The organism is Pseudoalteromonas shioyasakiensis (genome assembly GCF_022398475.1).
Taxonomy (GTDB): Bacteria; Pseudomonadota; Gammaproteobacteria; order Enterobacterales; family Alteromonadaceae; genus Pseudoalteromonas.
This window is the reverse complement of the sequence record NZ_JAKEVM010000049.1, coordinates 14,778-27,702: the sequence shown is the minus strand read 5'-3', so window position 1 is coordinate 27,702 and position 12,925 is coordinate 14,778. Positions and strand designations below refer to the sequence as shown.

General features: G+C 40.4%; 12 protein-coding genes and 1 tRNA gene. 8 read left to right on the top strand and 5 right to left on the bottom strand.

From position 1 onward, the window contains the following. Nucleotides 1–40: 40 nt before the first annotated feature. The gene (gene pyk / locus L1D51_RS10605) at nt 41–1,474 is read right to left on the bottom strand and encodes a pyruvate kinase (protein WP_054561412.1); all 1,434 of its coding nucleotides are present in this window, start codon (nt 1,472–1,474) and stop codon (nt 41–43) included. A 423-nt stretch (nt 1,475–1,897) separates the two neighbouring features. Here pyk and gndA point away from each other — a divergent pair, with 423 nt between their 5' ends. After that, nucleotides 1,898–3,271 (top strand): NADP-dependent phosphogluconate dehydrogenase, encoded by a 1,374-nt coding sequence (gene gndA / locus L1D51_RS10600; protein ID WP_055022232.1) that lies wholly within the window; start codon nt 1,898–1,900, stop codon nt 3,269–3,271. Between the two features lie 55 nt (nt 3,272–3,326). On the opposite strand, the gene ansA is transcribed toward gndA, so the two are convergent. Both ansA and sppA read right to left on the bottom strand, forming a co-directional pair. Continuing rightward, nucleotides 3,327–4,337, bottom strand: a complete 1,011-nt coding sequence (gene ansA, locus L1D51_RS10595) for an asparaginase (protein ID WP_054561413.1) — start codon at nt 4,335–4,337, stop codon at nt 3,327–3,329. 59 nt (nt 4,338–4,396) lie between these two features. Further along, the gene (gene sppA / locus L1D51_RS10590) at nt 4,397–6,262 is read right to left on the bottom strand and encodes a signal peptide peptidase SppA (protein ID WP_239963636.1); all 1,866 of its coding nucleotides are present in this window, start codon (nt 6,260–6,262) and stop codon (nt 4,397–4,399) included. Between the two features lie 199 nt (nt 6,263–6,461). Here sppA and L1D51_RS10585 point away from each other — a divergent pair, with 199 nt between their 5' ends. From L1D51_RS10585 to bamJ, 7 genes are all read left to right on the top strand, one after another. Then, on the top strand, nt 6,462–8,423 hold the full coding sequence (locus tag L1D51_RS10585) for an oxidoreductase (RefSeq protein ID WP_239963635.1): 1,962 nt from the start codon (nt 6,462–6,464) through the stop codon (nt 8,421–8,423). A gap of 61 nt (nt 8,424–8,484) precedes the next feature. Further along, the gene (locus L1D51_RS10580; RefSeq protein WP_054561995.1) at nt 8,485–9,195 is read left to right on the top strand and encodes an HvfX family Cu-binding RiPP maturation protein; all 711 of its coding nucleotides are present in this window, start codon (nt 8,485–8,487) and stop codon (nt 9,193–9,195) included. A gap of 63 nt (nt 9,196–9,258) precedes the next feature. Then, nucleotides 9,259–9,807 (top strand): NAD(P)H nitroreductase, encoded by a 549-nt coding sequence (locus L1D51_RS10575; protein ID WP_054561416.1) that lies wholly within the window; start codon nt 9,259–9,261, stop codon nt 9,805–9,807. Between the two features lie 199 nt (nt 9,808–10,006). Next, the gene (locus tag L1D51_RS10570; protein WP_054561417.1) at nt 10,007–10,384 is read left to right on the top strand and encodes a hypothetical protein; all 378 of its coding nucleotides are present in this window, start codon (nt 10,007–10,009) and stop codon (nt 10,382–10,384) included. Between the two features lie 73 nt (nt 10,385–10,457). Beyond that, a tRNA-Ser gene (locus L1D51_RS10565) sits at nt 10,458–10,548 on the top strand. Nucleotides 10,549–10,600: 52 nt separating this feature from the next. Next, complete coding sequence (locus tag L1D51_RS10560; protein ID WP_239963634.1) at nt 10,601–11,002, top strand: hypothetical protein; 402 nt, start codon at nt 10,601–10,603, stop codon at nt 11,000–11,002. A gap of 73 nt (nt 11,003–11,075) precedes the next feature. Then, nucleotides 11,076–11,693 carry a BamJ family beta-barrel-assembly machinery protein gene (bamJ, locus tag L1D51_RS10555; protein ID WP_054561418.1) on the top strand — a complete coding sequence of 206 codons (618 nt, stop codon included), beginning with the start codon at nt 11,076–11,078 and terminating at the stop codon, nt 11,691–11,693. A 68-nt stretch (nt 11,694–11,761) separates the two neighbouring features. On the opposite strand, the gene fur is transcribed toward bamJ, so the two are convergent. After that, the gene (fur, locus tag L1D51_RS10550; protein WP_054561419.1) at nt 11,762–12,205 is read right to left on the bottom strand and encodes a ferric iron uptake transcriptional regulator; all 444 of its coding nucleotides are present in this window, start codon (nt 12,203–12,205) and stop codon (nt 11,762–11,764) included. Nucleotides 12,206–12,395: 190 nt separating this feature from the next. Next, entirely contained in the window at nt 12,396–12,923 is a 528-nt protein-coding gene (gene fldA, locus L1D51_RS10545; protein ID WP_054553928.1) for a flavodoxin FldA, read from the bottom strand. Between the last annotated feature and the right edge of the window lie 2 nt (nt 12,924–12,925).

Sequence of the window (12,925 nt, the reverse complement as noted above, 5' to 3'; positions counted from 1 at the left end):
ATTATTAATTGCGCCTTTTTTAATGAAAATTCGTAACAGATTAAACAGTTACAATCTTCATAGTGTTTGTTGCACCAATCGTTTCCATTGCATCACCGTGAGTTAAAATCACAGTATCACCAGCTACTAGTGAGCCTTGCTCAACAAGTGTGTTTAATGCATCACGTACCATGCTTTCATCTTCACACTTCGTTGAATCGAAAAATACAGGATAAACACCACGGTAAAGTGCTGTTTGGCCCAGTGTGCTTGGATGACGTGATAATGAATAAATTGGTAAACCAGAGCTGATGCGCGACATCAATTTAGCTGTACTACCTGATTCAGTCAGAGTCACAATAGCTTTAACAGAATCTAAGTGGTTAGCTGCATACATCGCAGATAATGCAATTGATTCAGCATTTGATGAAAAACGGCTGTCTAAACGATGCTTAGAAACGTGCGTTTCTTTTTGTGATTCAGCACCTAAACAAACGCGAGCCATAGTAGCTACTGTTTCTTCAGGGTAGTCACCAGCGGCTGTTTCAGCAGATAACATAACTGCATCAGTACCATCTAATACGGCGTTTGCTACGTCCATAACCTCTGCACGTGTTGGCATAGGGTTATCGATCATAGATTCCATCATTTGTGTTGCAGTAACAACTGTACGGTTAAGTGAACGAGCACGGCTAATGATAAGCTTTTGCTTACCAACTAGGGCTGCATCACCAATTTCAACACCTAAGTCACCACGAGCAACCATTACAGCGTCAGAAGCAAGTACGATATCGTCAATTGCTTCAACGTTTTCAACGGCTTCTGCACGTTCGATTTTCGCTAATAGTTGTGCGTTTGAGCCAGCGGCTTCTGCTAAAGAGCGAACATAACGCATGTCATCACCACTGCGTGGGAATGAAACAGCAATATAATCAACGCCAATCTCAGTGGCAGTAATTAAATCTTCTTTATCTTTATCAGTGAAAGCAGGGGCTGTTAAACCACCACCTAAACGGTTAATACCTTTATTGTTCGAAAGCACACCACCAACAGTAACAGTTGTGTGCACTAGGTCACCATCAACGCTATCTACCGTTAATTGAATTAAACCATCGTTTAATAACAGTAAGTCGCCTGTTTTAACGTCGTTAGGTAGCTCTTTATAGTCGATACCTACCGCATTAACGTCGCCTTGGCCTTTTTCCATTTTTGCATCAAGGGTAAATTTTGCGCCAACTTCTAGGTTTACTTTACCGTCTTTAAACGTTGATACACGAATTTTAGGACCTTGTAAGTCTGCAAGGATAGCAACGTGTTTGCCTAAACGCTTAGCAATGCTGCGTACCGCTTCTGCGCGGTCTTTGTGATCTTGTGCTACGCCATGTGAGAAGTTCAAACGAACCACATTTGCACCTGCACGAATAATTTTTTCTAGGTTGTTATCGCGATCGGTTGCCGGTCCAAGGGTCGCAACAATTTTTGTGCGTCTTAGCATCAAATTCTCCTGTGCGCTCAAATATATTAAGCGAATTGATGGTTATCTATTAAAATGTCGTGCTATAAACCTTTAATATAGGCTTATACATAAGCACAATGTAGAACTCATAAGTAAAAAATGATTGTTTTTACTTATGAGAATCTGGCTCTTTGTATTAATTATTGAGTATACAAAGCGTGAATGACGTTATTATGACACCGGTGTCAGGTAGCGTCAATACACATACCTTTTTAAAGGGTATTATAAAAATCTGGTCCGATGCCTTGGTTATTTTGATATACTGAGGGCAACGTCGCTTCATGATTTCGATGATTTATCTCAAGTTGGCTGTCAAGCTCGCATTTTTGGGCTGCTTGGGTATAATGCGCGCGTAATTATTTTGATTAACTAACCAATAGTTGTTACCGAGGAGGACACTAAATGCAAGTTGCATTAGTAGGGTTAGGCGTTATGGGTAAAAATCTTGCCCTCAACCTGATTGAAAAAGGGCTGACATTAGTAGCTTATGATAAAAACCCAGATGCGGGTGCCGAGTTACTAAGCTGTGCGAAAGCACTAGGTTTGGCAGACCGTTTACATATTGTGTCTGATTTAAATGATATGGTTAGACGCTTAGAGCCGCCTCGTTCGATTCTTCTTTTAGTTCCTGCTGGTGAATTGGTTGATAAAGTATGTACAGAGCTTGCTGAAGCAGGTGTTGACTGTGATGACATTATCGTAGATTGCGGCAACAGTAACTACAAAGATGGCATTAGCCGTAAACTTAAATATCAAAACAAATTTGAATTTGCCACTATGGGTATTTCTGGCGGTGCAGAAGGCGCACGTCACGGTCCTGCAATGATGGCAAGTGGTTCAGAAGGCGGCTGGGAGCGTGTTGAGCCGTGGTTTGAAAAGGTAGCGGCAAGCTACAAAGGTGAGTCGTGTTTTGCTCGTGTAGGCCAATCTGCAAGTGGTCACTTTGTGAAAATGGTTCATAACGGTATCGAATATGCGTTAATGCAATTAATTGCAGAAATGTATCAATTATTACGTTTAGGTACTAATCGTTCACCAAAAGAAGTGGCTGACATTTTCAATGAATGGTCTGAAGGCACTTTAAATAGCTACTTATTGTCAATTTCAAGCCATATCTTAAGCCTTGAAACGACAGAAGGTGAGCCACTAGTTGATTTAATCGACAATAAAGTTGGCGCGAAAGGCACGGGTTTATGGACTGCACAAAATGCCCTAGAGCTTGGAATTGCAGTGCCATCACTAGTTGCAGCTGTTCAAGCACGTCACTTAACAAATACGTGTGATACGCATGCTGCTAAAGAAATGACTTACGCTGCTAAAGCAACTGATACCGTTGATTTAGACTTAGCAGAGCTAAAAGACGCATTCACATTGGCAAGTTTACTTGCTTACCGCCAAGGTTTAGCGCTTATCAAAGGTGCGTCTCGTGCGCATCAGTGGAAAGTAGATCTTTCTAAAACGCTACAAACGTGGCGCGCAGGTTGTATCATCCGTGCTGATTACTTAGACAATGTAGCTGAAGGTGTAGAATTTATTGATTCTATGCAGCGTGAATCAGCAGCATTACGTAAAGTAACGGGTGCAGCAGTTTCATCTGGTCTTGCATTCCCAGTGTTAACAGCAACGCAAACTTACATTGCGACGTTAACAACACCAAGTAATGGTCATCTAGTTCAAGCACAACGTGACTACTTCGGTGAACATGGTATTAAAACTCACAGTGGTGAGATTTGCCATTTAACAGACTTAGTTGAGATTGACGAAAAAGTTCGTTAATTATCAAAAAGCATAAAAAAGGCACCAATTGGTGCCTTTTTTTGTATTTGCTGCATTAACGACTTAGCTCACCGCGCAGGTTGTCTTGCATCAAGTGACGAATTGTTTCTACTTCAAGCTTTTGACTAAATAAGTAGTGTAACTTGGTCAAACACGCTTCTAATGTCATATCGTAGCCACTGATCACACCACAATTTAATAAGGCATTACCGGTTGCATAACCGCCCATATTAACTTGGCCTTTTAAGCACTGCGTTAGATTAACAATCACCATACCGCGTTTACTTGCATCATTAAGAATATCTAAGAACGCCGGATCTTGCGGGGCATTACCTACGCCAAAACTTAATAAAACTAGTGCTTTGATGTCGTCATTAACTAAACTTTTAACCACTTTTGGGCTGATCCCAGGATAGAGATAAAGCACACCAATTGGCTGTGGCGTGATATTTGACACCTGTAGTTCGTTATCAACATAAGGGCTAAGTTGCCCTTTGATCAGTTGAATATTAATTCCTGATAGTGCTAATGGTTCAAGGTTCGGTGATGCAAAGGCATCAAAGCCATCAGCATGGGCTTTTGTTGCACGGTTACCGCGGAATAATTGGTTATTAAAAAACAGGCTTACTTCAGCAATTGGGTAATTAGCGGCTAAATACATGGCATTAAGTAAGTTTACTTGGCCATCAGAACGAAGTTGCGACAATGGAATTTGTGAGCCTGTCACAATTACAGGTTTTGTGAGGTTTTCGAACATGAAAGACAAAGCAGAAGCTGTGTAGGCCATGGTATCGGTACCATGCAGAACCACAAAGCCATCATAGTCTTGGTATTTACTCTTAATATCGTCAGCAATTAATTGCCAGTGGGCAGGGGACATATCTGAAGAATCAATGAGCGGGCAATATTCGTGAATATCAAACAAAGGCATTTCATCACGATTAAACTCTGCATTATTGACCACTGTTTCGGTTAAAAAACCTTCCGCTGGAACATAGCCACGGCTCGATTTTTTCATACCGATAGTACCACCCGTATAGGCGATATATATACGTTTACGTTTCATAAAAAAAGCCCAGTTAAATAACTGGGCTTAGTATACCTAAAATCGCTTAGCTAAGTAACTTATTGAATTACATTACACACTAAACAACGAGCGTAAACGCCTTGTGGATCGTTGTAATCTTTTAGGTTATCAATTTCACTACTTAACTGATTAATTAGGCTTTGTAAGTTGGCTTGTGTTGCTAGTACTGATTGTGATGAATCAGATTTAGCAAAAAAGCTCTTAACAGCCGCGGTGCCAAAGATATCTTGCAGCATTTGCTCTTGTGGTGTGAGCGATTGCTTGATGGTTTTAACATCATAATGATTAAGCTTAGCAAGCTCAGCTGCCGCCTTAATTGCATCTTGCTTATCACCAAGTTTATCAACTAACCCCAGTTCTTTTGCTTGAGTTGCAATCCATACACGGCCTTGGGCAATTTTATCAACTTGCTCAGGGGTCATGTTACGCTCTTCAGCCACTACATTTAAAAAACGTTTGTATGCATTTTCAACGCTCATTTGAATGATATCTGACATTTTCTCGTCAAGTGGGCGTGCAATAGAGAAGCCAGCAAGGTCTGTTGTAGCAACACCATCTGAGTATATACCTAATTCAGCCATAGTATTTTCAAACGTCATGAAAGTACCGAATACACCGATTGAACCTGTAATTGTGCTAGGGGCTGCCCAAATTTCATTGGCTGCAGATGCAATCCAGTAACCACCTGATGCTGCCACTGAGCTCATTGAAGCGATAACCGGTTTACCCGCTGCTTTAAGAGCTAATACTTCAGCACGGATAACTTCAGAAGCAAACATACTACCACCACCTGAATCGATGCGTAGTACAACGGCTTTCACTTTGTCATCAAGACGCGCTTTGCGAAGTAGGGCTGCTGTAGAGTCACCACCAATTTCACCTGCTTTACGCTCGCCATCAACAATGGTGCCTTTCGCAACAACCACAGCTACTTTTTCAGTAATTGGGTTATCGAACTCAACAGGTGGTTTTACAAGGGATAAATACTCACGGAAGCTTACTTGCTTAAAGGTTTTGCCTGTTTCTTCTGCACCAACTAACTCAATAAGCTGTTGGCGAATTTGTTGTGAGGTTTTTAAAGAATCAACCCACTGATTATTTAGAGCGTATTGGCCCGAGTTACCGTCAACTGCTTGCATTTTTGCAAGGTAAACATCCATATCTTCATCGAAATTACTTTCGTCGAATGGACGGCTCGCAGCAACGTCAGTTTTATACTCGTTCCAAAGTGCAGTTAACCAAACGCTATTCGCTTCTTTTGCCGCATCTGACATGTCATTACGAATAAAAGGCTCAACCGCTGACTTATAAGTACCAACACGGAAAATATGTTGAGTTACTTTTAATTTTTCAAGCGCATCTTTGAAGTAAAGCGGGAACATACCGTAGCCTTCAATGCTCACACCACCATAAGGGTGCATAGACACTTCATTAGCGTGGGCTGCAATATAGTATTGAGCTTGTGTATAGTAATAGCCCGTTGCAATAACTTGCTTGCCTGCTTCTTTAAACGCATCAATTGCTTTAGTTATTTGTTTTAGCTTATTGATGTGTGCACTTGGCATTTTTTGTAGATCAAGAAGCATCACACTGATGCGATCATCTTTAGTTGCTTGGTTGATCACTTCAACAACATCATCAAGTAGAATTTCTGATGGTGCTTCTTTACCCATAGTTGCATCGTTGATTGCTGCTTCTACAGGATCAACATACGTTTTTTCTTCAACAATAGGGCCATTTAAGTTTAGGCGTAGCACGGTTCCGTCTGCTACTTTTACTTGGTCTTCTTCACCTGTGATGGCAACAAAGAAGAGTATTACTAGTAATAGAAATAATATGTTTAGGACCAAACGGCGGGAGAAATTAATCCCGGTCCAAATGCCTTTAAATATCTTTGCTAGCAAAATAAATCCTTAATTCAGTACAGCTTAGTAGTGAACTCATCTTAGCTTAGAATAACTTTAAAATTAACTGTTAAATAGTAACAGAGTGTTTAAAACGACAATTTGCTACATATTAATTACCAGTGAAAAGTTGATTATTCTAAGTTATTGCCGCAGAATCTATTTCAAATAGAGGTTCGACCAGTTAACGGGGCACACAATGTTAGAACAAAAATTACAATTACCGCATACCGAACTTCGTAATCGTTTGGTTATGGGCTCAATGCATACCGGCTTAGAAGAAGGCTGGCATAACCGTAAACGCTTACGTGCATTCTACGAAGCACGTGCCAAAGGCGGCACGGGTTTAATCATTACAGGTGGTTATAGCCCAAATATTCGTGGCAAGCTATCTCCGTTCGCATCAACATTTAACTCATTTTATGATGTGATCAAACACAAAGCATATACTGATGCAGTGCATCAGCATGGCGGAAAAATTTGCTTACAATTATTGCATGCAGGTCGCTATGCTTATCATCCATTCAATCAAGCGCCAAGCTCAATTCAGGCACCTATTAATCCGTATAAACCTAAAGAAATGTCGTTAGGTTCAATTAAAAAAACCATAAAAGACTTTGCTAACTCAGCAAAATTGGCTGAAAAAGCAGGTTATGACGGTGTTGAAATCATGGGTTCTGAAGGTTATTTGATTAATGAATTCATGGCTAACCACACTAATAAAAGAACAGACAACTATGGCGGTAGTTTAGAAAACCGCATGCGCTTGGCTGTTGAAATTGTTAAAGCTGTACGCGCTAAAGTAAGTCAAAAGTTCATTATTGTATTTCGTTTGTCTGTGATGGATTTAATTCCTAATGGATCAACACCTGATGAAGTAAAACAACAAGCACTGGCACTTCAACAAGCTGGCGTTGATATTTTTAACACGGGTATTGGTTGGCACGAAGCTCGTGTACCAACCATTGCCAGTATGGTACCAGCAGGTGCATTTAAAGAAGCATCAAAACGCTTAAAAGAAACGGTATCAGTGCCAGTGATCGCGGTTAACCGTATTAACACTCCAGAAATTGCCAATGGAATTTTAGAAGCAGGCGAGTCTGATTTAATTTCGATGGCACGTCCTTTATTAGCAGACCCAGAGTTTTTCAATAAATACGTTAATAATAAGTCTGAGCAAATCAATATTTGTATTGGTTGTAATCAGGGCTGCTTAGACCATGTGTTTAAAAATAAACGTGCAACCTGTTTGGTTAACCCGCAAGCGGCTTTTGAGTTAGATTACAGCCTTGAAAAAGCACCATCTTCTCGATTAGTCCTGGTTGTGGGTGCTGGCCCTGCTGGCCTTGCTGCAAGTTGTTACTTAGCAGCGAAAGGTCACAAAGTGACTTTAATTGAACGTAAAGAACAAATGGGTGGCCAATTTAATTTAGCCATGCAAGTGCCGGGTAAAGAAGACTTTAACCATACCCTTAACTACTTTACTAATGAATTAAAGCGTTTAAATGTCGATTTACAGCTCGGTACTGAATTTACTGACAATATGCTCAATCAATACGATGATGTGGTGTTTGCAACAGGCGTACGTCCGCGCGAAGCCAAAATAGAATGCAGTGATGGCAAACGCGTATTCGCTTACGATGAAGTAATTCGTGGTGAAGTAGAACTAGGGGATAAAATTGCGATTCTAGGTGCCGGTGGTATCGGTTTTGATATGGTTGCCTTTTTAAGTGAACACAAAGGCCAAACAATTGAGCAATTCAAAACTCAATGGGGTATTGAATGCGAAGCTGCGCCTGAAAAAGACAATCGTCAAATTTACATGCTTAAGCGAAGTGCAGGGCGCTTTGGTAGTGAACTGGGTAAAACAACGGGTTGGATCCACCGTCAAGTTGCTAAACAACACGGTGTTAAACAAATCGCTGAGTGTCAGTATCTAAGCTTTGATAAGCAAGGTTTGAAGATAACGGTAAAAGGTGAAGAGCAAATCCTCGATGTTGATACTGTGATTGCCTGTATTGGTCAGGTGTCAAATACTGAAACGTTCGATAATCAAACCGAAAACGCTAAAGTACACGTTATTGGTGGCGCAAAACTAGCTGCTGCTATTGATGCAAAACGTGCGATTTTTGAAGCGCTACAAGTTGCTCGTAAAATTTAATTGAAAGTAAACTAGAAAACGTGCGGTCTGTGTGATTAATCTATTTAGTCACGAGACCGCTATGTTGAACACACACCTAATACCCCTTTACCATCGCATTTTAAATAAACTGCAGTTTTTAGATGGGCTCCCCAGCCTGTTAATTCGCTTGATCTTAGCCCCAGTGATGATCATCGCCGGCTTTAATAAACTAGCTTTAAGCGGTGATGTAACTCATTTTTATCAATACTTTTTAGCATCAGATGATATTGTTGCTTGGTTCGGAAATAGTGAATGGGGTTTAGGCCTACCTATGCCCTCTCTACTGGCCTTTTTAGCTGCATGGACTGAGTTTTTAGGTGGGATCTTTATATTATTGGGTTTATTTACTCGTTTAACAGCAATCCCTTTAATGATCACCATGCTGGTTGCAGCGACGACAGTACATGCCAGTAATGGCTGGTTTGCTGTAACACCTACCGATGCCAGTACCAGCCCTGCGAGAGTGCTGAATTGGCTAGCAATACCAGGAAGTGAAGCCAGTTTAGTTAATTCCAATGAAGCCAGTGAAAGATTAACCAAAATGCGCGAGTTACTAGAAACGCATGGTTATACAGAGTACCTCTATGCGAAAGGGAAACCTGTGATCTTAAATAATGGTATTGAGTTTTCCGCAATATACTTTGTTATGCTTTTAAGTTTATTTTTTGCAGGTGGCGGTCGTTACGTCAGTTTAGATTATTGGTTAACTAGAAAAGCATCGAATAGCTTTATTGCTAATAAAGATAAATGATAAGCTTGGGTTTTCTGCCCCGATTATTAAGGGGCATCGTACTTAAGCATTTACGGAATATTCATGGACGCTTTGACGCTATTACAAACTCGACAATCAGATCCTCGCCTTATCGCACCAGGACCAACTGCAGAACAACTTGAAATTATTAAGCGAGCGGCCATTAAAGTGCCTGATCATGGCTGTATTGCTCCTTGGCGATTTATTCTCGTTGAAGGCAATGCACGTAATAAATTAGGCGATATCTACCATCAAGCCGCAGTCGCTGAAAATCAAGATGAAAGAACCATTGAGCGCGCTAAAGATCTACCTCTACGCTCTCCTATGATGATCATTGCCATTGCTGATGTAACTGAAAACCCAAAAGTGCCACGTATTGAACAAGTACAAAGTGCAGGCTGCGCTGTACTTGCAATGCAACAAGCGGCATTTGCGCAAGGTTTAGGGGGCATTTGGCGCACAGGTTATTTTGCACAGAGCCCTGCTGTTAAAGCGGCATTAGGTTGTAAAGAACAAGATGAGATTGTTGGCTACTTATATCTAGGTACACCAGAAGTAGACATTAAAAAACCAATAAGACACAAGCCAGAGACGTTTTTTGAGAATTTATAAATATTAGGAACTTTTTTGCAGTTAAGCAGTCAGACACTATTAAGCTTACATATGTTAGTTTTTTTAGATTTAGCTTAGCTGTAAGAAGCGCACGGATGCAAAAAACGAAATAATTCTTCTTCAGTGTGTTTTTTAATCGGTTATTTTTTGTTAACGTATGGATAGTCTTAAAAAAATAACGATAAAGAAGACGAGAACGATGGGAAACTTATTTTTACGTGAAAAAGAAAATTGGTTCGCTTGGTCAATTTGGGGCTTAGTTGGTGCCGTGGTCACTTTTTTTGTTGCCATGTCTACGAAACAACCTCATTACCTTGGCTTGTCTGCTGTAGTGGTATTACTCCTACTGACTTGGTGGATGCAAAGCACTAAACGTTTCGATTTCGGCCGCGCTTTTAAAATTTGTTGCTACGTTTTAACGATCACCTGCTTACCAGCCTTTGCATTAGTCATTATACCTAGCTATAACCTCAATAAAATTGACGTAATAGTGCAGGGTTCAGGCTTTGCAATTGTTAGTTTAATTGTTTGTTTAGTTTGCTCTTTAATCGCAAAGCGCCCTAAGCAGTACTATTAAAATTACTTTTTTAAAGTTTTTTACATTTATGGCTTTACAACGAACGCAGTAAACACTATTATGCGCGCCGTACGGAGAGATGGCAGAGTGGTCGAATGCACCGGTCTTGAAAACCGGCAGGGGTTTGTAGCCCCTCTAGGGTTCAAATCCCTATCTCTCCACCATTATTTAGAAAAACCGCCTTTAGGGCGGTTTTTTGCTATCTGGAGATAAGTAATGTCAGCAAGCGAGTCTTCTTCTACACTAATGCGCATTGTTAAACATGTTCTGCTTTGGTGTATCTTTTCTTATTTTTATCACAGCGGGATCAATGTACTTGTAGCTATGGCCCATGATGCGCAGCCTGATTACGGGTTAATATCTTCAATCGCTTATGGTATTGGCTTTAATGTGTTAGTAGGGCACCTTATTGGCAAATACGACAAGTATTGGCCTGTTATTGCTGCATGTGTGATTTCTACTGTGGGTCTTATTGCTGTGCCTTTAATTATGTTAGGCAAAGATGGTTTAATGAGCGGCTTTTTTATTGCTTCGATGATCGCTACATTACCTGTTGCGACATTTGTAATTGATAAAATAAAGCAGCGAATTAGTGCAAACACTGAGCAAACGCAGTAAAACTAGGCGATATTCGTTGTTTTTTTATGTTAGTATGGGCACGTCTTTTAACTAAATAAACGTGAATTAAAACATGTCAGATAATTTTACAACAGACGCTGAAAAAGCAAGTTACGGTATTGGTTTACAAATGGGTGAGCAATTAAAAGCGAATCCATTCGAAGGTTTAAACTTAAATTCTGTATTTGAAGGTATGAAAGACGCATACACTGGTAATGATTTCCAAGTTGAAATCCCAGAAATTCAAGCAGCTTTTGAGAAAATCAACGCTGAGATCCAAGCTCGTCGTGAAGAAGAAGCTAAAGTTCTTGCAGCTGAAGGTATTGCATTCTTAGAAGAAAATGCAAAACGTCCAGAAGTAACAGTAACTGAATCAGGCCTTCAATACGAAGTACTTACTGCAGGCGACGGTGAAAAACCAACTGCTGATTCAACAATCCGTGCACACTACCACGGTACACTAATCAACGGTACAGTATTTGACAGCTCATACGAGCGTGGTCAACCAGCTGAATTCCCAGTTGGCGGTGTAATCAAAGGTTGGACTGAAGCAGTACAAATGATGGGTACTGGTTCTAAGTGGCGCTTATACGTACCACACGAACTTGCTTACGGTGAGCGCGGTGCTGGTGCAGCAATCGCTCCTTTCTCAACGCTAATCTTTGACGTTGAGCTATTAGAAATCATCTAATCGATTTCAAATAGACATAAAAAAACCTGCTTAAAGCAGGTTTTTTTATGTCTGAAACAAATAGCTAATTAGCTATTTGATTCAGCGTATTCTTTACACGCAGCAGTGTCTTCACATTCACCATATAGGTAAAGAGAGTGGTTGGTCAGTTTAATACCATTCTCTGTTGCGATTTCTTCTTGACGACGTTCAATTGTATCGTCTTCAAACTCAACAACCTTACCACATTTTAGGCACACTAAGTGGTCATGGTGAGTGCTACCTGATAATTCAAATACTGACTTGCCGCCTTCGAAGTGGTGGCGAGATACAATACCTGCATCATCAAATTGGTTAAGAACACGGTAGACAGTTGCAAGACCAATCTCTTCGCCTTTGTCTAAAAGAATTTTATAGACATCTTCAGCGCTGATGTGTTGGTTGTCTGGAGATTGCAGAATCTCTAAAATTTTAATACGCGGCAGAGTTACTTTTAACCCTGCTTTTTTTAATTCCAAGTTGTGATCAGTCATTCAATCTGTCTCAATTTTATTTAGTTATACTAGGCATCATCAAGATGCACACGACACATTAGCAACTATTAGAATAACGTGCCTAGTTACTAAGTGCAAAGAACAATTCGTCTATTTGCCGATTTTTCAAACAAAAATGAACTGGTTGTGCATCTTTACATCAGCTAGTAAATGCGAGTAGTACTTGTTATTAATCAGCAAGTTCCGCTAAACACATTTCGTCATAAACCTGAGCACACCAGTCTTTAACACGCTTTTCAGTAAGCTCTGGTTGACGGTCTTCATCAATACCAAGGCCAACAAAATTGCTGTCATCTACTAGTGCTTTTGAAGCTTCAAAGTCGTAGCCTTCAGTTGACCAATGACCCACTACGATTGCGCCACGCTCAGTAACGATATCGTTGATCATGCCCATTGCATCTAAGAAGTATTCTGCATAGTCTTCTTGGTCACCGCAGCCGAAAATAGCAACAAGTTTACCTTCGAAGTCAACTTCTTCTAATTCAGGGAAGAAATCATCCCAGTCACATTGAGCTTCACCGTAGTACCAAGTTGGAATACCGAATAACAATAAATCGAATTCAGCAATCTCTTCTTTAGAACTTTTTGCAATGTCGTGAACCGCTACAAGCTTTTTACCTAATTCTTTTTGAATCATTTTAGCTACGTGTTCAGTATTGCCTGTGTCACTTCCGAAAAAAATACCTACGCTTGACATGG